The organism is Rhizobium sp. BT-226 (genome assembly GCF_025847085.2).
In the GTDB taxonomy this organism is placed as follows: domain Bacteria; phylum Pseudomonadota; class Alphaproteobacteria; order Rhizobiales; family Rhizobiaceae; genus Rhizobium; species Rhizobium sophorae.
This window is the reverse complement of sequence record NZ_JAOYTI010000001.1, coordinates 420,396-443,835: the sequence shown is the minus strand read 5'-3', so window position 1 is coordinate 443,835 and position 23,440 is coordinate 420,396. Positions and strand designations below refer to the sequence as shown.

At 61.0% G+C, this 23,440-nt stretch carries 19 protein-coding genes; 10 read left to right on the top strand and 9 right to left on the bottom strand.

All coding sequences use genetic code 11. The features are described 5' to 3' along the window. The first annotated feature begins 11 nt into the window (after positions 1-11). The gene (locus OIU37_RS02390) at positions 12-659 is read left to right on the top strand and encodes a MarC family protein (RefSeq protein WP_171602443.1); all 648 of its coding nucleotides are present in this window, start codon (positions 12-14) and stop codon (positions 657-659) included. A gap of 129 nt (positions 660-788) precedes the next feature. Here OIU37_RS02390 and OIU37_RS02385 read toward each other — a convergent pair whose 3' ends face one another. Then, the gene (locus OIU37_RS02385) at positions 789-1,295 is read right to left on the bottom strand and encodes a single-stranded DNA-binding protein (protein WP_180695143.1); all 507 of its coding nucleotides are present in this window, start codon (positions 1,293-1,295) and stop codon (positions 789-791) included. Between the two features lie 283 nt (positions 1,296-1,578). Between OIU37_RS02385 and uvrA the strand changes: the two genes are divergently transcribed. The 4 genes from uvrA (at position 1,579) to corA (ending at position 6,856) form a co-directional block, all read left to right on the top strand. Next, positions 1,579-4,500: an excinuclease ABC subunit UvrA gene (gene uvrA / locus OIU37_RS02380; protein WP_180695144.1), complete on the top strand. Its 2,922-nt coding sequence runs from the start codon at positions 1,579-1,581 to the stop codon at positions 4,498-4,500. Continuing rightward, complete coding sequence (locus OIU37_RS02375; RefSeq protein ID WP_180695145.1) at positions 4,497-4,958, top strand: GNAT family N-acetyltransferase; 462 nt, start codon at positions 4,497-4,499, stop codon at positions 4,956-4,958. Before uvrA ends, OIU37_RS02375 begins: the two co-directional genes overlap by 4 nt. A 24-nt stretch (positions 4,959-4,982) precedes the next feature. Further along, on the top strand, positions 4,983-5,789 hold the full coding sequence (locus OIU37_RS02370; protein ID WP_264255397.1) for a DUF72 domain-containing protein: 807 nt from the start codon (positions 4,983-4,985) through the stop codon (positions 5,787-5,789). Positions 5,790-5,890: 101 nt separating this feature from the next. Next, positions 5,891-6,856: a magnesium/cobalt transporter CorA gene (gene corA / locus OIU37_RS02365; protein WP_171602439.1), complete on the top strand. Its 966-nt coding sequence runs from the start codon at positions 5,891-5,893 to the stop codon at positions 6,854-6,856. Between the two features lie 21 nt (positions 6,857-6,877). Here the strand turns inward: corA and OIU37_RS02360 are convergent, their stop codons facing one another. From OIU37_RS02360 to OIU37_RS02345, 4 genes are all read right to left on the bottom strand, one after another. Next, entirely contained in the window at positions 6,878-7,897 is a 1,020-nt protein-coding gene (locus OIU37_RS02360; protein WP_180695147.1) for a DUF808 domain-containing protein, read from the bottom strand. A gap of 114 nt (positions 7,898-8,011) precedes the next feature. Further along, positions 8,012-9,745, bottom strand: coding sequence for a Na/Pi cotransporter family protein (locus tag OIU37_RS02355; RefSeq protein ID WP_264255393.1), 1,734 nt, complete (start codon positions 9,743-9,745; stop codon positions 8,012-8,014). Positions 9,746-9,862: 117 nt separating this feature from the next. Further along, positions 9,863-10,954 (bottom strand): phosphate ABC transporter substrate-binding protein PstS, encoded by a 1,092-nt coding sequence (gene pstS / locus OIU37_RS02350; protein ID WP_171602436.1) that lies wholly within the window; start codon positions 10,952-10,954, stop codon positions 9,863-9,865. Positions 10,955-11,311: 357 nt separating this feature from the next. Next, positions 11,312-12,784 (bottom strand): NAD(P)H-hydrate dehydratase, encoded by a 1,473-nt coding sequence (locus OIU37_RS02345; protein ID WP_264255391.1) that lies wholly within the window; start codon positions 12,782-12,784, stop codon positions 11,312-11,314. A 343-nt stretch (positions 12,785-13,127) separates the two neighbouring features. On the opposite strand from OIU37_RS02345, the gene OIU37_RS02340 reads away from it, so the two are divergent. The 3 genes from OIU37_RS02340 to hspQ all read left to right on the top strand — a co-directional run bounded on the left by OIU37_RS02340 (position 13,128) and on the right by hspQ (position 15,442). Then, positions 13,128-13,466 carry a P-II family nitrogen regulator gene (locus OIU37_RS02340; RefSeq protein ID WP_003539626.1) on the top strand — a complete coding sequence of 113 codons (339 nt, stop codon included), beginning with the start codon at positions 13,128-13,130 and terminating at the stop codon, positions 13,464-13,466. Between the two features lie 78 nt (positions 13,467-13,544). Then, positions 13,545-14,954, top strand: coding sequence for a type I glutamate--ammonia ligase (gene glnA, locus OIU37_RS02335; protein WP_011651961.1), 1,410 nt, complete (start codon positions 13,545-13,547; stop codon positions 14,952-14,954). 158 nt (positions 14,955-15,112) lie between these two features. Further along, a complete protein-coding gene (gene hspQ / locus OIU37_RS02330; RefSeq protein ID WP_003539613.1) occupies positions 15,113-15,442 on the top strand; it encodes a heat shock protein HspQ in 330 nt (109 codons plus the stop codon). A 112-nt stretch (positions 15,443-15,554) separates the two neighbouring features. Here hspQ and OIU37_RS02325 read toward each other — a convergent pair whose 3' ends face one another. After that, positions 15,555-16,217 (bottom strand): invasion associated locus B family protein, encoded by a 663-nt coding sequence (locus OIU37_RS02325; protein WP_180695150.1) that lies wholly within the window; start codon positions 16,215-16,217, stop codon positions 15,555-15,557. Positions 16,218-16,501: 284 nt separating this feature from the next. Here OIU37_RS02325 and OIU37_RS02320 point away from each other — a divergent pair, with 284 nt between their 5' ends. Beyond that, complete coding sequence (locus OIU37_RS02320; RefSeq protein WP_264255331.1) at positions 16,502-18,304, top strand: extracellular solute-binding protein; 1,803 nt, start codon at positions 16,502-16,504, stop codon at positions 18,302-18,304. 61 nt (positions 18,305-18,365) lie between these two features. Continuing rightward, positions 18,366-19,037 (top strand): DsbA family oxidoreductase, encoded by a 672-nt coding sequence (locus OIU37_RS02315; protein WP_264255329.1) that lies wholly within the window; start codon positions 18,366-18,368, stop codon positions 19,035-19,037. Between the two features lie 17 nt (positions 19,038-19,054). Here the strand turns inward: OIU37_RS02315 and OIU37_RS02310 are convergent, their stop codons facing one another. The 3 genes from OIU37_RS02310 to OIU37_RS02300 form a co-directional block, all read right to left on the bottom strand. After that, a complete protein-coding gene (locus OIU37_RS02310; RefSeq protein ID WP_264255328.1) occupies positions 19,055-19,522 on the bottom strand; it encodes an OsmC family protein in 468 nt (155 codons plus the stop codon). 64 nt (positions 19,523-19,586) lie between these two features. After that, positions 19,587-23,090 carry a transcription-repair coupling factor gene (gene mfd, locus OIU37_RS02305; RefSeq protein WP_264255326.1) on the bottom strand — a complete coding sequence of 1,168 codons (3,504 nt, stop codon included), beginning with the start codon at positions 23,088-23,090 and terminating at the stop codon, positions 19,587-19,589. Continuing rightward, complete coding sequence (locus tag OIU37_RS02300) at positions 23,087-23,392, bottom strand: succinate dehydrogenase assembly factor 2 (protein WP_012757428.1); 306 nt, start codon at positions 23,390-23,392, stop codon at positions 23,087-23,089. The genes mfd and OIU37_RS02300 overlap by 4 nt, the downstream gene beginning before the upstream one ends. Positions 23,393-23,440 lie beyond the last annotated feature (48 nt).

The window sequence follows — 23,440 nt, the reverse complement described above, 5'->3', positions numbered from 1 at the left end:
CCGGAGAGCCGATGGCAAGCGCCGACCAATTGATCAACGCCTTCACGACGCTTCTCGTCACCATCGATCCGCCGGGGCTCGCACCGATCTTTCTCGGCCTGACGACAGGCATGAGCCGTACCGAGCGCACGCAGGTGGCACTGCGTGGTTCGGTCATCGCCTTCATCATCCTCGCCGTCTTCGCGCTGTTCGGCGCCGGCGTGCTCGGCGTACTCGGGATCTCGATCGGCGCCTTCCGCATCGCCGGCGGACTGCTGCTCTTCTGGATCGCCTTCGAGATGGTGTTCGAGAAGCGCCAGGACCGCAAGGAAAAGGCCACGGAGGTGGCGATCACCAAGGATCATATCGAGAATATCGCCGTCTTTCCCCTCGCCTTGCCGCTGATCGCCGGCCCGGGCGCGATCTCGGCGACGATCCTGCTGGCCGGCACGCTAGCGACCTCCGTCGGAAAGGCGCAGCTGATCGGCGTCCTTGCCGCCAATCTGTTGCTGACCTTCCTCATGCTGCTCGTCGCCGAAAGGCTGGACCGTTTCCTCGGCGTCACCGGCCGGGCCATCCTGACACGCCTCCTCGGCGTCATCCTCGCCGCCCTTGCCGCCCAATTCGTCGTCGACGGCGCAAAATCGGCGCTCAATCTCATCAGCGCGACGCCGCATTGAAAACGGCCGTAGATGATTGAGGCCGATCCGGCCTGAATGATCTGCCGCGAAATCAAAGAAAAAGAGCATGACGCCATCCAAGGCATCATGCTCTCTCACGTCTTTTACAAAGTCAGAAAAGGCTACCGATCAAAACGGGATATCATCGTCGAGATCCCGCGAGAAGTTGCCGCCGCCACCGCCGCGGCTCGGCGATGAGGAGGGAGCCGGGGCGCCGTAGTCGTCGCCATAATCGTTGCCGCCACCGGCACTGCCACGGCCGCCGCTTGCGCCGCCGCCTTCACCGCGGCCGTCGAGCATCGTCAGCGTCGAACCGAAACCCTGCAGCACCACTTCCGTGCTGTAGCGGTCCTGGCCCTGCTGGTCCTGCCACTTGCGGGTCTGCAACTGGCCTTCAATATAGAGCTTGGCGCCCTTCTTCACATATTGCTCGACGACCTTGCAGAGGCCCTCGTTGAAGACGACGACAGTGTGCCATTCGGTCTTCTCACGGCGCTCGCCGGAATTGCGGTCGCGCCAGGTCTCCGAGGTCGCGATACGAAGATTGGCGATCGGCCGGCCATCCTGAGTGCGGCGGATTTCGGGGTCTGCACCGACGTTTCCAATCAGAATTACCTTATTCACACTACCAGCCATGCTTCTCACCCTGCCTGCCGCCCTGCCCGGCGGCGTTTAATCGATCGGCGCACCTTAAACCATCACGGACCGCCGATGCGCATGGGCGGCATTTAATCCACATGTTTATCCATCAGAAAGCCACATGCATCCATCAGGAATTTTGTTCTTTATTTGTTCTAGTTTATCCGTATGATCCTGTCAACAGAATCGAAAACCTTCAGCCCTTGTGGATATTCAGCCTCGACTCGCCCGTCGGCATCACTAAATAAGGGCTGTCATCCAGAAAACCAAAGCAGAGACGATGAGCGAACTGAAGACGATCTCCATCCGCGGCGCGCGCGAGCATAATCTCAAGAGCATCGATCTCGATCTGCCGCGCAACAAGCTGATCGTCATGACCGGGCTGTCGGGTTCCGGCAAATCCTCGCTCGCCTTCGACACGATCTATGCCGAGGGCCAGCGGCGCTATGTCGAGAGCCTGTCGGCCTATGCCCGGCAGTTCCTCGAAATGATGCAGAAGCCCGATGTCGACCAGATCGACGGGCTGTCGCCGGCAATCTCGATCGAGCAGAAGACCACCTCGCGCAATCCGCGCTCGACGGTCGGCACCGTCACCGAGATCTACGACTACATGCGCCTGCTCTTTGCCCGCGTCGGCGTTCCCTATTCGCCGGCGACCGGCCTGCCAATCGAGAGCCAGACCGTGAGCCAGATGGTCGACCGCATCCTCGATTTCGGCGAGGGCACCCGTCTTTATATCCTTGCGCCGCTCGTGCGCGGGCGCAAGGGCGAATACAAGAAGGAACTGGCGGAGCTGATGAAGAAGGGCTTTCAGCGCGTCAAGGTCGACGGGCAGTTCTACGAGATCGCCGAGGCGCCGGTGCTCGACAAAAAATACAAGCACGATATCGACGTGGTGGTCGACCGCATCGTCGTGCGCTCGGATGTCTCGGCGCGCCTGGCAGATAGTCTGGAGACCTGCCTGAAGCTCGCGGACGGGCTGGCGGTCGCCGAATTCGCCGACAAGCCGCTGCCGCCGGAAGAGACCTCGGCCGGCGGCTCGGCCAACAAGTCGCTGAACGAGACGCATGAACGTGTGCTGTTTTCGGAGAAGTTCGCCTGCCCCGTCTCCGGCTTCACCATTCCCGAAATCGAACCCAGGCTGTTCTCCTTCAACAACCCGTTCGGCGCCTGCCCGACCTGTGACGGCCTCGGCGCCCAGCAGAAGATCGATCCGGACCTGATCGTGCCCGAGCCCGAACGGACTTTGAGGGACGGCGCGATCGCGCCCTGGGCCAAGTCGACCTCGCCCTATTACAACCAGACGCTGGAGGCGCTCGGTAAACATTACGGCTTCAAGCTCGGCACCCGCTGGAACGATCTTTCCGACGAGGCCAAGGACGTCATCCTCAATGGCACCAACGACAAGATCGAATTCCACTACGCCGACGGCGCCCGCTCCTATACGACGCAGAAGAACTTCGAGGGTATCATCACCAATCTCGAGCGCCGCTGGAAGGAGACCGATTCCGCCTGGGCGCGCGAAGACATCGAGCGCTTCATGTCGGCTGCCCCCTGCCCTTCCTGCAACGGCTTCCGCCTGAAGCCCGAGGCGCTTGCGGTGAAGATCGACACGCTGCATATCGGCGAAGTGACTGGTATGTCGATCCGCGTCGCCCGCGACTGGTTCGAGACGCTGCCGGCAAGCTTCAACGCCAAGCAGAACGAGATTGCCGTGCGCATCCTCAAGGAGATCCGCGACCGGCTGCGCTTCCTCAACGATGTCGGCCTGGAATATCTCAGCCTGTCGCGCAATTCCGGCACCTTGTCGGGCGGAGAAAGCCAGCGCATCCGGCTAGCCTCGCAGATCGGCTCGGGGCTGACCGGCGTGCTCTACGTGCTCGATGAGCCGTCGATCGGCCTGCATCAGCGCGACAATGCCCGGCTGCTCGACACGCTGAAGCATCTGCGCGACATCGGCAACACCGTCATCGTTGTCGAACATGACGAGGATGCGATCATGACGGCCGACGACGTGGTCGATATCGGCCCGGCTGCCGGCATTCACGGCGGTCAGGTCATTGCTCATGGTACGCCGCAGGACATTATGGACAGTCCGAACTCGCTGACCGGCAAATATCTTTCCGGCGAACTTGGCGTTCCCGTTCCTGGCGAGCGCCGCAAGCCGAAGAAGGGCCGCGAGATCAAGGTGGTCGGGGCGCGCGGCAACAATCTCAAGAATGTCACGGCGTCGATCCCGCTCGGGGTGTTCACGGCGGTGACCGGCGTTTCCGGCGGCGGCAAATCCACCTTCCTGATCGAGACGCTCTATAAATCGGCCGCGCGCCGCGTCATGGGCGCGCGTGAAAACCCGGCCGATCACGACCGCATCGACGGCTTCGAGCATATCGACAAGGTGATCGATATCGACCAATCGCCAATCGGCCGCACGCCGCGCTCGAACCCGGCGACCTATACCGGCGCCTTCACGCCGATCCGCGACTGGTTCGCCGGCCTGCCGGAGGCGAAGGCACGCGGCTACCAGCCCGGCCGCTTCTCCTTCAACGTCAAGGGCGGGCGCTGCGAGGCATGCCAGGGCGACGGCGTCATCAAGATCGAGATGCACTTCCTGCCCGACGTCTACGTCACCTGCGACGTCTGCCACGGCAAGCGCTACAATCGCGAGACACTCGACGTCACCTTCAAACAGAGATCGATCGCCGACGTGCTCGACATGACGGTGGAGGAAGGCGTCGATTTCTTCGCGGCGGTGCCTGCCGTGCGCGATAAGCTGCAATCGCTGAAGGATGTCGGCCTCGGTTACATCAAGGTCGGCCAGCAGGCGAATACGCTCTCGGGCGGCGAGGCGCAGCGCGTCAAGCTTGCCAAGGAGCTGTCGAAACGCTCGACGGGGCGCACGCTCTACATTCTCGACGAACCCACGACCGGCCTGCATTTTCACGACGTCGCCAAGCTGCTCGAAATGCTGCACGAACTGGTCAACCAAGGCAATTCGGTGGTGGTGATCGAGCACAATCTCGAAGTCATCAAGACCGCCGACTGGGTGCTTGATTTCGGTCCTGAAGGCGGCGATGGCGGCGGCGAGATCGTGGCTGTCGGCACGCCGGAAGCGATCGTCAAGGAGAAGCGGTCCTATACCGGACACTTCCTGAAGGAATTGCTGGAACGGCGGCCGGTGAAGAAGGCGGTTGCGGCTGAATGACGATGAGGCCAGCATCGCCCGATGATCTGGAAACGATCGCGACACTGACAACCGCCGCCTACCGGCCCTATAGCGAACTTTTCGGCGTTCCGCCGATCCCAGTGACGGAGGATTACACGCCGCGGATCGAACGCGGCGAGGTCTGGCTGCGCGAGATCGGCAGACAAACGGCCGGCTTGGTGGTCGTCGAGCAGCATTCCGATCACCTCATGCTGTTCAGCATCGCGGTCTCGCCGGCCTTTCAGGGTGCCGGGCATGGGCTGGCGATGCTGCGCTGGCTGGAAGAAAAGGCGCGGGAATGGGCCGCGCCGGAGATCCGGCTCTACACGAATGCGCGGATGGAGCGGAACATCGCGCTCTACAGCGCCTTCGGGTTTCAGGAAACGGGTCGCCGGCCGAACCCTTATCGGCCAGGATGGACACTCGTCGACATGACCAAAGAGATCGATGCGGCCTGAGCGGCTGCGAATGGGGAGGACGACATGACGAAATCCGGCACTATCCGCACCGGCATCGGCGGCTGGACCTTCGAGCCCTGGCGCGGGCATTTCTTTCCCGATGACGTGAAGCAGAAGGACGAGCTGAATTACGCCAGCCGCCAGCTGAAGGTCATCGAGGTCAACGGCACCTATTACAGCACGCAGAAGCCCGCGGTCTTCGCCAAATGGGCAGCTGACGTGCCCGACGGTTTCATCTTTTCGCTGAAGGCGACGCGTTTCGTCACCAATCGGCGGGTGCTTGCCGAAGCCGGTGAATCGATGGAGCGGTTCCTGTCATCGGGCATCAGCGAACTCGGCGATCATCTCGGGCCGCTGCTCTGGCAGTTCGCGCCGACGAAGAGGTTCGATGCAGACGATTTCGAAGCCTTCCTGAAGCTGCTGCCGGCAAAACAGGACGGGCTGACGCTCCGCCACGTGGTCGAGGTACGGCACGATTCCTTCAAGGTGCCGGAGTTCGTGGCGCTGCTTTCGAAATATGGCGTGGCGCCTGTTTGCGCCGAACATTTCGAATATCCGATGATCGCCGACGTGACGGCCGACTTCGTCTATGCGCGGCTGCAGAAGGGTTCGGACGATATTCCGACCTGCTATTCGGAAAAGGACTTGAAGGCCTGGGCAGGCCGGCTGGAGACCTGGGCTGAGGGCAAAGTTCCTGATGACCTGCCGCTGATCGATGGAGATCGCAAGGTGAAGACCGAGCCGCGCGACGTCTTCGCCTTCATGATCCATGAGGGCAAGGTCAATGCGCCGCACGGGGCGATCGCCCTGCAGCAGGCGCTGGCGAAATAGGCGAGGCTGGATAGTCACAAAAGGATCGTAACATTGTGGGTATCAATCTTCAGTCACGCATACCATGAGGGCATCATGAGCGTGGTAACCCGGGAGCCCGCATGAGCGTTGCCGCATCCTATCTCTATCGCAACGGACGGCGGGTCGAGGCCATACCTTTCGAGGCGGCCTCCATTCCGGCGACGGACAACGAATTCATTTGGATCGGGCTGCACAAGCCTAGCCGGGACGAACTCCTGCTGCTGCAAGGCCGTTTTGGCCTTCACGAACTCTCGATCGCCGATGCGCTCAGTTCTCTGCAGATGCCGAAGCTCAGCGTTTATGACGACCAGCTGTTCGTCATCGCAAAGACGGCACAGCTCGAGGCGGACCATATTACCTACGGGGAAACCGCAATTTTCGTCGGCAAGCGCTATATCATCACCGTCCGCAATGGGTCGGAGCGGGGGCACGGAGAGCTGCGCGGCCGGCTGGAGACATCGCCGCAGACGCTCTGCCATGGCACCGACTACATTCTGCATGCCATTCTCGATTTCATTATCGACGGCTATCTTCCCATCGTGCGCACGATCGAGGATTCCGTTCTCGAGATGGAACGAAAAATGCTCGATGCGTTTCTCGACCGCAGCCAGATCGCCCGGATTTTCAAGTTGCGCCGGGAAGTCATTCTGTTTCAGCGGGTGCTGGATGCGATGCTGGACCTTTGCGGCAAGCTCTACCATCTCGACCTGCCGTCGCTTGACAAGGAAGCGAAGCCCTATTTCCGCGATGCGCTTCAGCACATGCACCGTGTCGAGACGATGGTTGCAAGCTTGCGCGACGTGATCACATCGGTTTTCGAAGCGAGCAATCTGCTTGAACAGCAAAGACAGGGCACGATCACTCGGCAGCTAGCGGCCTGGGCTGCTATTCTCGCCGTTCCAACGGCAATCGCCGGCATCTACGGCATGAATTTCGACAATATGCCCGAGCTGAAAACCAGCTACGGTTATTTTATCGTCCTGGCAGTCATCGCCGTCATGTGCATCGCACTTTTCATCCGTTTCAAGCGCGCCCGCTGGATATGACGCCTTGCTCGCCGATGGGCTTCATTTCTTCCCGTCCGCCAACGCCTCTTTCCGGCGGCGCGGCAGGAGCGATTTGAGGTACCGCCAGATCGGCGAGACGATGTAGCCGGCGACCGGAATAGCGATCAAGCCGGCGACGATACCGACGATGCCCGCTCCCGCGGCCTCGACGATCCAACTGACCACGGATGCCAGAGCGGGAATGGCATGCGCGGTCGCCTCCCCGGCATCATGGATCAGATGTGCAAGGCCGCCGAGGCCATAGGATTCGAGGCCGTGAACGATGATGCCGCCGCCGACCCAGATCATGGCGGCCGTGCCGACGATGCCGAGCAATTTCAGAAAATAAGGCATGCCTGTGACAAGCCCCTTTCCGATCGCACGCAAGAAGGCGCCGATCGGAGAGGCCGTGCGCACACGCGCCAGCATCAGACCCAGATCATCGGCCTTGACGATAAGCGCCACGCCGCCATAGACCAAAACCGTGATGCCCAGTCCCACGACGGCGAGGATGAGGGCCTGCGTGAACATGCCGCCTGACGGCACCGCGGCGAGCGTAATCGCCATGATTTCGGCCGACAGGATGAAATCCGTCTTGATTGCACCGGCGACCTTTTCGTCTTCTACCGATTTGGCATCGAGGCTCGTCGCCTCGAGTGCCGATTCATGGGCGTGGGCCGCATGCGGCAGCACCAGTCCGTAGACTTTTTCCACGCCTTCGTAGCAGAGGTAAAGCCCGCCGATCATCAGCAGCGGCGTGATCGCCTGCGGGGCGACAAGACTCAGGATAAGCGCTGCGGGAAGCAGGATCAGCAGCTTGTTCTTCAGCGAGCCGAGCGCGATCCTGCCGATGATCGGCAGTTCGCGCGCTGCCGAAAATCCGGTGACGTAACGCGGCGTGACCGCCGCATCGTCAATGACGACACCAGCCGCTTTCGCGCCCGCCTTGGCCGCCTGGCCGGCAATGTCGTCGAGCGACGCCGCAGCCACTTTGGCCAATGCCGCGATATCATCAAGAAGGGCGATCAGGCCAACACTCATTCGAGCCTCCGTCGGGAAGACAGACTTACGCAGTGAAAAACGGAAAACCAATCAACGAAACGTGGCATCCTCCGGCGGGAAGATGCCACGCAAGGATCGCGACGACAATGGCCGTTATTCAGCCGGCATCGGGCTCAACCCGCCCTCGTCCAGCGGAGGACGTGCCTGTCGTTCCCGTTTCTGCGAAACCCGTGACAAAACGCTCTGGCGGTTCACGGATTTGCGCTCCTCGTCGATGCGGCGGATCAGAATCTCCGCGCGCTCGACCGAGCCGAGAAGCGCCAGGATCGTGCCGCGTTCGGCCGCACCGGCATTCGGGCCAAGTGCCAGTGTCTGTTCCCGCAGTTCGGTGACGTTGGGAAGGCTGACATGGCCGGCCGGCATGGAGGGACGAACCACGCCATAGTCGGGCATGATATCCTGCAAAGAGGCATCGAGCTTGCTCAGTGCAAGATTGACGATCGCCAAAGCGGGTTCGCTGAATTTTTCACGCTTCACGCGCCGCGCGACCTGATGCATCGATTCCGTCAACGCAGCGGTGAAATCCGCCTCCTCGATCAGGCTGGCGACCAGATCGAGTTGCTCGTAAGGCAGATCCTCCTTCATCAGCGATGCGGTATAATCGCGAATGTCACGGCTGAGGATATCGGTGGCAAGATAATGATCGCCCGGATCTGATGGCGCCGACTTGGCGGATCGGGCAATATCCAGGAACATCGCGCCGGCCTGCAGATGACGCGCGGTCTCCTGCTGGACGGCCGGAACGGCCCGCGCGAAGTCGCCTGTGAGCTTGCGGTCGAGGAATTTCGGCGTCGAATAATCTTCCACATCCTCGGCGTCGATGCGGCCGATGCGCGACAAGACACGTTCGAAGACGCTGACGAAGGGAAACAGCAGCGCCGTGTTGAAGACGTTGAAGAAGGTCGAATAGAGACCGACAGCGACCGGAACCAGCGGAAATGTCTCCTTGCCCTCGACCACGACCGGAACGCCGGGATCGCCGCCGAACCACTGCATCGCCCATGCCAGAACGTCGATCGAGACGAAGAACAAGGGCACCGTTATGCAGACGCCGATAATGTTGAAGGACATATGGGCATAGGCAGCGCGTTTGGCGTTCTTCGACAGATTGAGCGAGGCAATCCAGGAGGTGATCGTGGTTCCGAGATCCGCACCCAGCGAGAAGGCAACCGCCGTCGTCCAGTCAAGGACACCGGCCGCACCGAGCCCCATGACGATACCGATCGTCGCCGACGAGGAGTGGATCATCGCGGTGACGCCGGCGGCGATCAGCACGCATTTGATCAGGTTGTAATAGGAGTCGGCGGTCAGCGTCGACAGAACATCCATGACCTCCGGTATGTTGCGCAGCGGTCGAAGGCCGCCGGTCATCAGATTGAGACCGTAGAAAATCAGCGCGAAGCCCATGCAGGCAAGCGCGACGTTGCGGATCCGCTCGCTCTTGGCAAAGCAGTAGACCAGCGAAAAAACGCCCGCAAAGATCAGGCCAAGAGGCCCCAGCGGCAAGGCGATCAGGCCGTTTCCGAGCGTCGTCCCGATGTTGGCGCCCATGATGACGCTGATCGCCGGACGCAATCCGACAACGCCGGCATTGACGAGGCCGACGACCATGACCGTCATTGCCGTCGATGACTGGATGACACCGGTGATGAGCGTTCCCGCGATAACGCCCTTGATCGGCGTGCCTGCGGCTCTCGCGAGAAATGCGCGCATCTTGTTGACGGAGAGTGCCTGGATGCCGTTCGACATGAACTCCAGACCGAGCATGAATATCCCCAGCCCGCCGATAACAGGCACGAGAATATCCTTGAAAATGTCGATGTTCATTACGCCTTACCCCCTTGGCGCCAAAATGGCGCGCTTCAACGGCGCCCCCGCGCCTCACTCATATGCCCGATTTCATACAGTCAGGGATGTCCCGACCGCGTATCATGCGCGAACGAATTACTGGCTCGCGGATGCATCCTGCTTCAGCCAGTATTTGACGATCTGACTGACGAGCTGCGGCGGCAAAGGCACATAGCCCATCGCCTCGGCGTCCTTACTGCCTGTCTCGAACGCCAGGCGGAAAAAATCATGCACGCGGCGATAGCGATTGGGCGCCTGTCCCTTCATTGGAACGACAGCAAATGTCGCCCCGCTGATCGGATAGGCCGCCTCTCCCGGTTGATCCGTGAGCGACACCGAAAAAGCTTTCGCTTCATCCCATGAGGCGGTGCTGGCCGCAGCCCGCACGCCATCCGGTCCCGGTTTTACGAACTGGCCGGATTTGTTCTGAACAGCGGCATAGGGCAGGTTTGCACGCTCGACCTGGCCAAAATCGGCATAGGCGATCGCCCCCTTGGTTGCCTGCACCGCGCGAATGAGATCTCCGGTTCCCTCGACACTCGTCCCCACAGGCCAGGCGATCAGCGTATCCGCTCCATGTGCCGCCTTCCATTCCGGGCTTGCCGAGGACAGGAATTCGGTGAACATGAAGGTGGTGCCTGATCCGTCCTTGCGGGTAACCGGACTGATTTTCTGATCGGGAAGGCTGATCTCCGGGTTGATCGCCTTGATGGCAGGGTCAGCCCACGACTGGATCTTGCCGAGATAGATATTCGCAAGCAGCGGGCCAGTCAGGTTGATACGGCCCTTGTCGATACCGTCAAGATTGACGGCAATCGCCACGCTGCCGAGCACGATCGGAAACTGCTGGCGACCATGCTTCAAAAGCTCGTCGTGGGAGACAGGCACATCGGTCGCAGCGAAATCCAGCTCCGGCTGATCAAGGCGCATCAGACCTGCCAACGAACCGACGAGCTCGTAGTCTACCGTCCAGTCGGGTGAGCTGAAGTCGCCGTCATCCATCCGCGCCTTCTCGTAGATCTCTGCCCACTTCGCGATGATGGGTGCCGCGAAGGTGGAGCCGGCGCCGCGAATGGGCTCGGCCGTGGCTGCAGGAGCGATGGACAGTGAACCAACAACTGCCGCAAGTCCGGCAAAGCAGGCGGCGGCGCTCGTCACTCTGTGGACTTGCCGAAAAAAACGTTCCATCGGCGCTTCCCCCTTGCAACCGTTCACTGCGCACTCGATCAGAATTCAAACCAGATCAGCTCAGGACCCGGCGTACGAACCCGTGTTCCAGCCGACAGGAATTCCTGACACTATTAAGTATTTCCATTCATTAACATTTTAATGACAGTTTAGTTTTGCGGATTGCTGATTCTCGGCGCGGGACATCTTTCGCTGATCGATGTCGCTTTAAAAATCCGAAATAAAACCGTCACTCAACTGACACATCGGCCGCATTTATAATGTTAAATAACCCAGCCTGCGCGACGGCCAGACATGTTGGGGACGGGACGGTGCGGATTAACTTCTGCTTTCGAGGTGCAAGGGGATGCAACGGCGCTAAAGCGGCAATACCTCGGCTGCAAGCTCCTCCGCCGTCAGCCCTTTGCCGGCCCGTTGGCCGGCCTCGCCGTGCAGCCAGACGCCGGCAGCGGCGGCCTCGAAGGCCGGTAGGCCCTGGGCGAGCAAGCCGCCGATGATGCCGGCAAGCACGTCGCCGGAACCGGCGGTGGCAAGCCAGACCGGGGCATTGGTATTGATGAGCGCACGTCCATCAGGTGCCGCGATGACAGTATCGGCGCCTTTGTAAATGATCGCGGCATTGGCGCGGCGGGCGGCGGCCACAGCCTTGTCCACCTTGCCGAGCGCATCGTCGCCGGCGATATCGGGAAAAAGCCGCGCGAATTCACCCTCGTGCGGTGTCAGCACCAGACGTGGCTCACCCCGGAAAAGATCAAACAGCTGCTGCGGATCGTCCTTGAACGAGGAGATGCCGTCGGCATCGAGCACCAGATGACGATCGGCAAGGGCCGAGACGAAGCCGCGCGCCCGGGCGCCGATCCCGAAACCAGGGCCGAGGACGAAGGTCTGCAGCCGCTTGTCAGAGAGCCAGTCGCCGAGGTCGGCCTCGTCGTCGATGGCATGCAGCATGACGGCGGTCAGATGCGCAGCATTGGCAACCATCGCGGCGCGGGGGGCGGCGATCGTCACCAGGCCGGCGCCAGCCTTCAGGCCCGAGATCGCCGACATACGCGCTGCACCCGTCTTGTCGGCCTCACCTGAGAAGACGACCAGATGACCGCGCTTGTATTTGTGGGTTTCCAACTGCTCGGCCGGCAGCACACCCTTCCAGGCATCCGGCGTGTTCTCGGCGATGGTGTCGCCCGCCTCAGCCCTGACGATGCGGGCGGGAATTCCGATATCGAAAACCTCCAATTCACCGCAAAGCTCCCTGCCCGGCATCAGTAGATGGCCGGGCTTGCGGGTCATGAAGGTGATGGTGTAGCAGGCCCGGAAGGCGGCACCCAGCACCTTGCCGGTGCGACCATCGAGGCCGGAGGGCAGATCGATGGCGAGCACGGGAATAGCGGCCTCGGTGACGCGCTCGATCAGCGCCTGCACATCGGCCGGCACCGCGCGGCCAAGTCCCGCCCCGAACAAGCCATCGATGACGACGTCGCCGGGTTCCGGCCGATAGAGGTCAAGTTGCTGTCCCTTGAGCGCGCAGCCCATGCGGGCACGGGCGGCATCACCCTTCAGCGCCACGGGATCGCCGAGGTGGAAGAGCGCCACCCTCGCCCCGCTCTGCTGCAGATGACGTGCCGCAACATAGGCGTCGCCGCCATTGTTGCCGGGTCCGCAGGCGACGACGAAGCGCAACGCTCCGGGATGAAGGCGCAGAGCAGCGGCCGCGACCGCGGCACCTGCCCTCTCCATCAGGCCGAAGGAGTCGATGCCGGATGAGGCCGCGGCCGCATCGACGGCGGCCATTTCGGCAGGCGTGAGAAGAAGGTCGGAGAGACGATTGATCATCACCCTATTCAATCAAAAAACGCCTAAAAAACAACCGCCTGAAACAGCAAAGAGAAGGACTCAATTTAGGCATTTGCCTATATTTTCATCCTTACGAGATGTGTATTCGCCGTTGCGAAAATACATGAGTTTTTCGGTTTCGGATGTGATTTTGATCGGAGACAATGTTTTTCCACCTGTTCCGCCACCAAAACCACGTAGAATTCCCCACAAACGCGCCGGTTTTGGCAGAATCGCCGTCTTTTTTCGATAAGATGGATTTCAAACTGGCACGATATCTGCATCATATCCGGCGAGCGGGAAAATTCCTGCCATAACAAGAGAAGCGGAGAGACATTTTCTCATGAAAAAGATCGAAGCGATCATTAAGCCTTTCAAGCTGGACGAAGTGAAGGAAGCCCTTCAGGAAGTTGGCCTGCAAGGTATCACGGTCACGGAAGCCAAGGGTTTCGGCCGTCAGAAGGGCCACACGGAACTCTACCGCGGAGCTGAATACGTCGTCGATTTCCTGCCGAAGGTCAAAGTCGAGGTCGTGTTGGCCGACGAGAATGCGGAGGCCGTCATCGATGCGATCCGCAAGGCGGCGCAGACCGGCCGCATCGGCGATGGAAAGATCTTCGTCTCCAATGTCGAAGAGGTTATCCGCATCCGCACCGGCGAGACCGGCATCGATGCCATCTGACCACTTTGCCAATCGCGCAAAGTCCGTTACCGTCATCGCCGACCTACACCGTCACCGCAAATCGGAGGAAACTCATTAATGGCGACCGCAAGCGAAATTCTGAAGCAGATCAAGGAGAACGACGTAAAGTTCGTCGATCTGCGTTTCACCGACCCAAAGGGCAAGCTGCAGCATGTGACGATGGACGTTGTCTGCGTCGATGAGGACATGTTCGCCGACGGCGTGATGTTCGACGGCTCCTCGATCGGCGGCTGGAAGGCCATCAACGAGTCCGACATGGTGCTGATGCCCGATACCGAAACGGTGCATATGGACCCGTTTTTCGCCCAGTCGACCATGGTCATCGTCTGCGACATCCTCGATCCGGTTTCCGGCGAAGCCTATAACCGCGATCCGCGCGGCACCGCCAAGAAGGCCGAAGCATACCTCAAGGCATCCGGCATCGGCGATACGGTCTTCGTCGGCCCGGAGGCTGAATTCTTCGTCTTCGACGACGTCAAGTACAAGGCCGACCCCTACAATACCGGCTTCAAGCTCGATTCAACCGAACTGCCGTCGAACGACGATACCGATTACGAGACCGGCAACCTCGGCCATCGCCCGCGCGTCAAGGGCGGTTATTTCCCTGTTCCTCCCGTCGACAGCGCCCAGGACATGCGTTCGGAAATGCTGACGGTGCTCTCAGAAATGGGCGTCGTCGTCGAAAAGCATCACCATGAAGTCGCGGCCGCCCAGCACGAACTCGGCATCAAGTTCGATACGCTGGTGCGCAACGCCGACAAGATGCAGATCTACAAATACGTCGTGCACCAGGTGGCCAACGCCTACGGCAAGACGGCGACCTTCATGCCGAAGCCGATCTTCGGCGACAATGGCTCGGGCATGCATGTGCACCAGTCGATCTGGAAGGGCGGCAAGCCGACCTTTGCCGGCGACGAATATGCCGGCCTTTCCGAGAGCTGCCTGTTCTACATCGGCGGCATCATCAAGCATGCCAAGGCGATCAACGCCTTCACCAATCCGTCGACGAACTCCTACAAGCGTCTCGTCCCGGGTTACGAAGCCCCTGTGCTGCTTGCCTATTCGGCCCGCAACCGCTCGGCTTCCTGCCGCATTCCGTTCGGCTCCAATCCGAAGGCCAAGCGCGTCGAAGTCCGCTTCCCGGATCCGACCGCCAACCCCTATCTCGCCTTTGCCGCCATGCTGATGGCCGGCCTCGACGGCATCAAGAACAAGATCCATCCCGGCAAGGCCATGGACAAGGATCTCTACGACCTGCCGCCGAAGGAATTGAAGAAGATCCCGACCGTCTGCGGCTCGTTGCGCGAAGCGCTCGAAAGCCTCGACAAGGATCGTAAGTTCCTGACGGCCGGCGGTGTTTTCGACGACGACCAGATCGATGCCTTCATCGAGCTGAAGATGGCCGAGGTGATGCGTTTCGAAATGACGCCGCATCCGGTCGAATACGACATGTATTATTCGGCCTGATCGGCCGCCAAGACCGAAAGCCCCGGTTCGCCGGGACTTTCACCTCCCGGGTCATGGACGCCAGCAGGAGGATGTGACGTTCATGTGACGAACTCGCGCAAAAATCTTGATTTGCGCGACACCAATCACCAAATTCGGTGATGAAAGGAAGTCGTACCATGAAAGAAAGAGTAGCAAAATTCAGTATCGGCGAAGTGGTTCGGCACAAGGTTTTTCCGTTTCGCGGCGTCATCTTCGACGTTGATCCGGAGTTCGCGAATACGGAGGAATGGTGGAATTCCATTCCGGCCGAAGTGCGCCCGAGCAGGGACCAGCCCTTCTATCACCTGCTCGCCGAGAATGACGAAAGCGAATATGTCGCCTACGTCTCCGAGCAGAACCTGATGAACGACGAAAGCGGCACGCCGCTTCGCAACCCACAGATCTACCAGATTTTCGATCAGGCCCCGTCAGGGCAGTTCAAACCCAAGATGAGCTTCGCCCACTAAGTCACTCGTGCCGATCGTTGAATCAAGGCCTCGCTTCTCCCGGCGAGGCCTTTTCTTTGCGCAACAAAAAACCCGGCGCGAAGCCGGGTTTTGTTTCAAGAAGGTGGCAGGATTACTGCGCCTTGGCTGCCTTCTGGGCATCTTCCAGCTTCTTGCGGGCTTCTTCAGCCTTCTTCTGCATGCTGTCCTGCAGGCTGCGTTGGCTTTCAGCGAGCTTGGATTCGGAAACCGGTTCGCCGTCATAAGCGCCGGTGAAGCCTTCAAGCGAAATCTTGATCGGGTTCGGGGCGCGGCGGAAGTTGATCGACGTGAAGATCACATCGCTGCCCTTCTTGAGGCTGGCGATCATCGCGTCGGTCAGCGGAATTTCGGCGGTGCACTTGTCCGGCAGGCAGACTGCGTAGTCGAGCTTCTGGCCCTTGCCGCCGTCGATCTGCATGATGATGCCGGGAGGAACGAGGCGCGCTGTCGGAACCGAGACCTGCAGGAGCTTGCGGTTGATCTTGCCGGAAACGGAGATCAGCCCGACGGCCGTGACGAGCTGGCCGCCATTGGCGAGGATCAGGTTCTGGACAACACAGATGTCGTTGTCTTCCTGCTTGCTGCAGGTCTTGTACCAGCCGAGCTTCGGCGCTCCTGCGGCCTGTGCCGGGGCATCGGCCGGAGCCTGTGCCGCCGCATCCTGTGCGAAGGAGGAGACCGGAGCCGAAGCGCCGAACACCACTGCCAGAACGGACAGCGCTGCCCGCATTTTCTTTTCAGACTTGAACATCATAACGAATTCCGTCTCCTGATATCCGTTCGGGGCAGCGTCTTGCCGCCCCAACCATCGGGTCGTTCGGCACTCCACCTCTTAAAAAAATAAGGCAAATGCATGACCCCGAAACTTCGGGTTCACCTGTTACATCGCGGCGTTCAAGATATCCAGCATTTCTTTGGCAATTTGAGGTGCATTTCGTCGCGATGCCAAAGAAATCGCCGTTCCGTGTTGGAATCAGTCGACCCCATGATAATCTTGGCGTGAATCATGCCCCGTTTTCACGGATCAAGGATTGCCGAATGCTCCGGATTGTCGTCCCCCTCGTCCTCTCGCTGCTGTGCGGCACTGTCGCTGCCGAGCCACTGCACAGCATCGCGATGCATGGCGAGCCGGCTTTGCCGCCGGACTACAAGCACTTCCCTTACGTCAATCCCGACGTGAAGAAGGGCGGCAAGATCACCTACGGCGTCGTCGGCACCTTCGACAACCTCAATCCGTTCATCCTGAAGAGCATGCGCACGACGGCGCGCGGCATGTGGGATCCGGATTATGGCAATCTCGTCTACGAATCGCTGATGCAGCGCTCCAGGGACGAGCCCTTCACACTCTACGGCCTGCTGGCCGAAACGGTGGAATGGGACGATGATCGGAGCTTCATCCAGTTCAACCTCAATCCGAAGGCGAAATGGGCCGATGGCCGGCCGGTGACGCCCGAAGACGTAATGTTCACCTTCGAGCTGATGCGCGACAAGGGCCGCGTGCCCTTCGCCAACCGCCTCAACGTCGTCGCCAAGATGGAAAAAGTCGGCGAGCGCAGCGTGCGCTTCACCTTCAACGACAAGGCCGACCGCGAGACGCCGCTGATCTTCGGCCTGTTCCCGGTGCTGCCGAAACATGCGATCGATCCTGAAACCTTCGACCGTTCGTCGCTGACGCCGCCGGTCGGCTCCGGTCCCTACAAGGTGAAGACGGTGAAGCCTGGCGAGAGCATCACCTATGAGCGCGATCCGGATTACTGGGGCAAGGACATTCCCGCCAAGGTCGGCACCGACAATTACGACCAAATCACCGTCCAGTATTTCCTGCAGGACACGACGCTGTTCGAGGCCTTCAAGAAGGGCGATGTCGACATCTATCCCGACGGCAATCCCGGTCATTGGGCCAATGCCTATAATTTCCCCGCCGTCACCTCGGGGGCTGTGGTCAAGGACGCGTTCACACCGAAACTGCCGAGCGGCATGCTCGGCTTCGTGTTCAACACGCGCCGGCCGATCTTTGCCGATCCCAAGGTGCGCGAAGGCCTGTCGCTGGTGTTCGACTTCGAATGGGCGAACAAGAACCTCTATTCCGGCGCCTATAAACGCACGCAGAGCTTCTGGCAGAACTCCGAGCTGTCGAGTTTCGGGGTCCCCGCCAATGCGGCCGAGCTTGCCCTGCTCGGGCCGATCAAGGACAGGATCGCACCGGAGATTCTCGACGGCACCTACAAGCTGCCGGTCACCGACGGCTCCGGCCGCGACCGCAATGTGCTGAAACAGGCCGTCGAGCAGCTGAAACAGGGCGGCTACACGATCCAGGGCGGCAAGATGCTCGATGCCTCCGGCCGCCAGCTCGCCTTCGAGATCATGACGCAGAATGCCGACCAGGAGAAGCTCGCGGTCGCCTATCAGCGTTCGCTGCAGACGATCGGCATCGCCGCTTCGATTCGCACGGTCGACGATTCGCAGTATCAGAGCCGGACGAACAGCTTCGATTACGACATGATCATGAAGTCCTACACGTCCTCGCTATCGCCTGGAAACGAACAGCTCGGCCGCTGGTCTTCGGCCGCGCGCACGCGCGAGGGAACCGACAGCTTCGCCGGCGCCAACGATCCCGATCTCGACACACTGATCGATCACCTGCTCAGGGCCCGCTCGGCGGAGGATTTCACTGCGGCGGTCCGCTCCTACGACCGGCTGCTGCTTTCCAGCCATTACGTGCTGCCGCTCTATCACATGGACCAGCAATGGGTGGCGCGGAGCAAGCGCATCGGCCGTCCCGACAGCGTACCGCTCAGCGGCTATCAGCTGCCGGTATGGTGGGATACGAGCGCGCAGTAAAACCGGCGAACGGCCGTTCTCATGCCTCCTTCGGAGGCGCACAGAAATAAGGAACATCATCATGGAGCGCATCACCATCGACGTCGTCTCGGATGTCGTCTGCCCCTGGTGCTATCTCGGCAAGGCGCGGCTGGAACTCGCCATCGCCGAGGTTCAGGACCAAATCGGCGTCGACATCAACTGGCGGCCGTACCGGCTCAATCCCGACTATCCCAAGGAAGGCGTCGACCAGAAGAAGGCGCTGGCTGAGAAGCTCGGCGGCGAGGAGCGCGTGGCGCAGGCGCATAAGATGCTCACCGATTACGGCCGCGAGGTCGGCATCGCCTTTAATTTCGAGGCGATCAAGATCGGCCCGAACACGCTCGATGCGCATCGGTTGATCCACTGGGCGATGATCGAAGGCCGCGAGAAGCAGGACAAGGTCGTTGCCGCTCTGTTCAAGGCGAATTTCGAGGAAGGCCGCAATGTCGGCGACCATACGGTGTTGCTCGATATCGCCGAAAAGTCCGGCCTCGTCCGCTCGGTCATCGCCTCGCTGCTTGCCTCCGATGCCGACCGCGATCTGATCGTCGCCGAGATCAAGGCGGCGCAGGAGATGGGCGTCAACGGCGTGCCGTTCTTCATCTTCGACCAGCAGTATGCCGTCAGCGGCGCACAGACGCCCGACGTGCTGGCGAACGCGCTGCGTGATATCGCCAAGGCGAAGGCCGAGGCGCGGTCGGGCCTCAACTGACGCCGGCGGCTCCAGCTTCAGCCCAGAATCGGAACGCACCTCACCTCGGTCTTCACCGAATTGGCGATGAAACATTCGTCATGGGCGCGATGGTGCAGGGCTTCGAGTTCGCTTAAAGAGGGCTGCGTTTCGCCGCTGAAGACGACATGCGGACGGAGCGTCACGACGGTCATGGCAAGGCGGCCTTCGGCATTCTTCTCCAGAATGCCCTCGGCGACATCGGTGTAGTTGTCGACGCGAAAGCCCTGTTTGGCCGCGATCGACAGGAACCAGAGCATGTGGCAGCTGGAGAGTGAGGCGACGAAAGCCTCTTCCGGATCGACGGCATCCTCGACGGAATAGGGCAGAGGAACGCTGTGCGAGGAGGATGACGCCCGCACTTCGATGCCGCCATCGAAGGTCCAGCGGTGGGCGCGGCTATAGCGGTTGTCGGTGAAGGTCTCACCGTTGCGCTGCCAGGCGATCGTTGCGCCGTATTTCGCCATCACCCTCTCCTCTTTTTACGCAATTCCCGACGCAAAACCGCGGTATACTTTTGCTGGAATTGCTCTATTTCGCGAGTTCTGCCAGTTGCGTCATGATAACAGCCGCACCCTGCAGGCGCTTCTCCGGTGTCGGCAGGTCGCGGGTCAGGAACAGGCTGTGATCGGGGCGGATCTTCGCCATCGTGCCTTGCTTGCCGATATAACCGACGAGGTTGGCCGGATTGGGGAATTCCTTGTTGCGGAACTGCACGACGACACCCTTCGGGCCGGCATCGAGCTTTTCGACATTGGCGGTGCGGCAGAGCGACTTGATGTAGACGATCTTCAGCAGATGCTGGACTTCGATCGGCATCGGCCCGAATCGGTCGATCATCTCGGCGCCGAAGCCGTCGATCTCCTTGAGCTCGGTGATTTCTCCGAGACGGCGGTAGAGCGCCATGCGCAGGTGCAGGTCGGGAACGTAGCCTTCCGGGATCATTACCGTCGTGCCGACCGAGATCTGCGGCGACCAGCCGGTATCGTGGATCTCGTCGACACCCTTGACCTCGGCAACCGCCTCTTCCAGCATCTGCTGGTAAAGCTCGAAGCCAACCTCCTTGATATGGCCTGACTGCTCCTCGCCGAGCAGGTTGCCGGCGCCGCGAATATCGAGATCGTGGCTCGCCAGCTGGAAACCGGCGCCAAGCGTATCCAGCGACTGCAGCACCTTGAGGCGACGCTCGGCAGTTGCCGTCAGCACCTTGTTGACCGGCAGGGTGAAGAGCGCAAAGGCGCGCACCTTCGAGCGGCCGACGCGGCCGCGCAGCTGATAAAGCTGGGCAAGGCCGAACATATCGGCACGGTGGACGATCAGCGTATTGGCCGTGGGCACGTCGAGGCCGGATTCGACGATGGTGGTCGAGAGAAGCACGTCGTAGCGGCCTTCATAGAAGGCATTCATGATGTCTTCGAGTTCGCCGGCCGGCATCTGGCCATGGGCGACGGCGACCTTCAGCTCCGGCACATCCGATTGCAGGAAGGCATGCACGTCCTCGAGATCGGCAAGCCTGGGGCAGACATAGAAGCTCTGGCCGCCGCGATAGTGCTCGCGCATCAGCGTCTCGCGGATCACCAGGCTGTCGAAGGGCGAGATGAAGGTGCGCACCGCCATGCGGTCGACCGGCGGCGTGGTGATCAGCGACAGTTCGCGCACGCCGGTCATGGCAAGCTGCAGCGTGCGCGGGATCGGCGTTGCCGACAGCGTCAGCACGTGCACGTCGCTCTTCAGCTCCTTCAGCCGCTCCTTGTGCTTGACGCCGAAATGCTGTTCCTCGTCGACAACAAGCAGGCCGAGATTGGCGAATTTGATACCGGCGCCGAGCAGCGCATGCGTGCCGACGACGATATCGGTCTTGCCTTCCGCCACTTCCTTCTTGGTCAGCGCCAGCTCCTTGGCGCCGACAAGGCGCGAGGCCTGCTGGATGCGCACCGGCAGGCCGCGGAAACGGTCGGAGAAGGTCTTGAAATGCTGGCGGGAAAGCAGTGTCGTCGGCACGACGACGGCGACCTGGGCGCCGTTCATCGCGGCGACGAAGGCGGCGCGCAGCGCCACTTCGGTCTTGCCAAAACCGACGTCGCCGCAGACGAGACGGTCCATCGGCCGGCCGGCGGCGAGATCCGAGCGCACGGCTTCGATGGCGTTATCCTGGTCCTCGGTCTCGTCATAGGGGAAGCGGGCGGCAAATTCGTCGTAAAGGCCTTCCGGCGTCGTCAGCATCGGCGCATGGCGTGTCAGGCGCTCGGCAGCGATGCGGATCAGCGCATCGGCCATATCGAGCAGGCGCTTCTTGAGCTTGGCCTTGCGCATCTGCCAGGCGCCGCCGCCGAGCTTGTCGAGCTGGGCTTCGGTGCCTTCGCCGCCGTAACGCGAGAGGAGATCGATGTTTTCGACCGGCAGGAAGAGCTTGGCCTCGTCGGCATATTGCAGCTCGAGGCAGGCATGCGGCGCGCCTGCGGCTTCGATGGTCCTTAGCCCTATAAAGCGGCCGATACCATGTTCGGCGTGGACGACGATCGAGCCCTCGTCGAGGCCCGCGACTTCCGAGATGAAATCGGCTGCGCGCTTGCGGCGCTTGGAGCGGCGCACCATGCGGTCGCCGAGGATATCCTGCTCGCCGATGACGACGAGATCGCCGGCCTCAAAGCCGGCTTCGAGGCTGAGCACGGCGGCAGCCGCCTCGCCTCTCGCCAGCGAGCCGACATCCTTCAGCGCCTCGATCGGCTTGACCTTTTCCAGGCCGTGTTCGTTCAGCACCTGCAGCAGGCGCTCCAGCGAACCTTCGGTCCAGGCGGTGACCAGCACTTTCGCGCCGGCGGCACGGCGATCGGCAATATGCTTGACGACGACGTCGAAGATATTGATGCGCTCGGCATCACCGCCGCCTTCGGCGTTCGAGCGGGCCCAGCGCTGACCCTGGCGGGCGTCGACATTGACGACCCGCCGCGCCTCGCCCTCATGCTCGTTGAAGGGGCTGATGCGGATCGCGCCGAGCGCGTCGAGGGTTTTGACGAAAAGCTTGCGGTCGAGATAGAGCTGGCCCGGCGTCACCGGCTTGTAAGGCGTGCCCTGCGTCATCTGGCCCTTGGCCGGCTGGCCGGAATTCAGGCGGGCATCGTAATAATCGAAAACGAGCTTGGAGCGCTCTTCTGCTGCCTCACGTACCGTATGGTCGATGACGATACGGAAGCCGCTGAGATAATCGAAGACGGTATCGAGCTTCTCGTAGAAGAGCGGCAGCCAATGCTCCATGCCAGGGTAACGGCGGCCTTCGGAGACGGCGAGATATAGCGCGTCGTCGCGGGTGGTCGCGCCGAAAGCGGAGAGATAATTCTTGCGGAAGTGGCTGATCGTATCCGGCGTCAGCGTCACTTCGCTCATCGGGTTGAGATCGAGGGATCGCACCTGCCCGGTCGTGCGCTGGCTCGCCGGATCGAAGCTGCGGATGCTCTCCAGCGTATCACCGAAGAAATCGAGGCGGACCGGCTCTTCGGAACCCGGCACGAAGACATCGAGAATACCGCCGCGCACGGCATATTCGCCGACTTCGCGAACGGTCGCGACCCGCTCGAAGCCATTGCGCTCCAGGCGGCCGGCGAGATCGTCCATGCGCAGCTGGTTGCCGGGACGAGCCGAAAAGCTCAGGCTTTCGATGACATCCTGCGGCGCCACCTTCTGCAGCATGGCATTGGCGGTGACGAGCACGATTGCCGCATGCGGCTTCTTGCGATGGGCAATCAGGCCGCCGAGTGCGGCAAGCCGGCGGGCCGAGGTGTCGGCGCTCGGCGAGACGCGGTCATAGGGCAGACAGTCCCAGGCCGGCAAGGTGAGAACCGGAATGTCGGGGGCGACGAAGCCCAGCATCTGCTCCAGGTCGGCCATGCGGTGGCCGTCGGACATGACATAGGCGACCGGCTCTCCCGTTCGGGCAAGTTCTGCGAGCAGCAGCGTCTCAAGACCTGCCGGCACATTGCCGATCGTCAGCGGCTCGGCAATGGCCGCAAGCTTCTTCGCATCGAAACCAGGAATCATTCCGGCGTCCTGAGGGGCTTGTCAAAATCGGGCTTGTAGGCGGCAATGCGGGCAAACATCGGTGTCTGGAAACGCTCAGGCACCGGCCATGTTCCCATGATCCAGCGAACGAGATCATTGTCCTCTTCCGCCATGATCGTCTCGAACTCGTCGAGCTCGGCTTCCGATAGTCTGGCGACCTCAGCTTCGGCGAATTGGCCGAAAACCAGATCCATTTCGCGGATGCCGCGATGCCAGCAGCGGAAAAGGATTCTGCGGCGGCGCGGGTCGAGACCGGCACTCGTGAGCGTGACACCTGTCATGGCATTACCTTCCTGTTGATGCGCCTCTATAGACCCTGGAAAGCGGCT

What these genes read in the sequence shown, in the direction of transcription:
- OIU37_RS02390 (WP_171602443.1), top strand. Translation starts at nt 12, where the DNA reads ATGGCAAGCGCCGACCAATTGATCAACGCCTTCACGACGCTTCTCGTC.
- OIU37_RS02385 (WP_180695143.1), bottom strand. Translation starts at nt 1,295, where the DNA reads ATGGCTGGTAGTGTGAATAAGGTAATTCTGATTGGAAACGTCGGTGCA.
- uvrA (WP_180695144.1), top strand. Translation starts at nt 1,579, where the DNA reads ATGAGCGAACTGAAGACGATCTCCATCCGCGGCGCGCGCGAGCATAAT.
- OIU37_RS02375 (WP_180695145.1), top strand. Translation starts at nt 4,497, where the DNA reads ATGACGATGAGGCCAGCATCGCCCGATGATCTGGAAACGATCGCGACA.
- OIU37_RS02370 (WP_264255397.1), top strand. Translation starts at nt 4,983, where the DNA reads ATGACGAAATCCGGCACTATCCGCACCGGCATCGGCGGCTGGACCTTC.
- corA (WP_171602439.1), top strand. Translation starts at nt 5,891, where the DNA reads ATGAGCGTTGCCGCATCCTATCTCTATCGCAACGGACGGCGGGTCGAG.
- OIU37_RS02360 (WP_180695147.1), bottom strand. Translation starts at nt 7,897, where the DNA reads ATGAGTGTTGGCCTGATCGCCCTTCTTGATGATATCGCGGCATTGGCC.
- OIU37_RS02355 (WP_264255393.1), bottom strand. Translation starts at nt 9,745, where the DNA reads ATGAACATCGACATTTTCAAGGATATTCTCGTGCCTGTTATCGGCGGG.
- pstS (WP_171602436.1), bottom strand. Translation starts at nt 10,954, where the DNA reads ATGGAACGTTTTTTTCGGCAAGTCCACAGAGTGACGAGCGCCGCCGCC.
- OIU37_RS02345 (WP_264255391.1), bottom strand. Translation starts at nt 12,784, where the DNA reads ATGATCAATCGTCTCTCCGACCTTCTTCTCACGCCTGCCGAAATGGCC.
- OIU37_RS02340 (WP_003539626.1), top strand. Translation starts at nt 13,128, where the DNA reads ATGAAAAAGATCGAAGCGATCATTAAGCCTTTCAAGCTGGACGAAGTG.
- glnA (WP_011651961.1), top strand. Translation starts at nt 13,545, where the DNA reads ATGGCGACCGCAAGCGAAATTCTGAAGCAGATCAAGGAGAACGACGTA.
- hspQ (WP_003539613.1), top strand. Translation starts at nt 15,113, where the DNA reads ATGAAAGAAAGAGTAGCAAAATTCAGTATCGGCGAAGTGGTTCGGCAC.
- OIU37_RS02325 (WP_180695150.1), bottom strand. Translation starts at nt 16,217, where the DNA reads ATGATGTTCAAGTCTGAAAAGAAAATGCGGGCAGCGCTGTCCGTTCTG.
- OIU37_RS02320 (WP_264255331.1), top strand. Translation starts at nt 16,502, where the DNA reads ATGCTCCGGATTGTCGTCCCCCTCGTCCTCTCGCTGCTGTGCGGCACT.
- OIU37_RS02315 (WP_264255329.1), top strand. Translation starts at nt 18,366, where the DNA reads ATGGAGCGCATCACCATCGACGTCGTCTCGGATGTCGTCTGCCCCTGG.
- OIU37_RS02310 (WP_264255328.1), bottom strand. Translation starts at nt 19,522, where the DNA reads ATGGCGAAATACGGCGCAACGATCGCCTGGCAGCGCAACGGTGAGACC.
- mfd (WP_264255326.1), bottom strand. Translation starts at nt 23,090, where the DNA reads ATGATTCCTGGTTTCGATGCGAAGAAGCTTGCGGCCATTGCCGAGCCG.
- OIU37_RS02300 (WP_012757428.1), bottom strand. Translation starts at nt 23,392, where the DNA reads ATGACAGGTGTCACGCTCACGAGTGCCGGTCTCGACCCGCGCCGCCGC.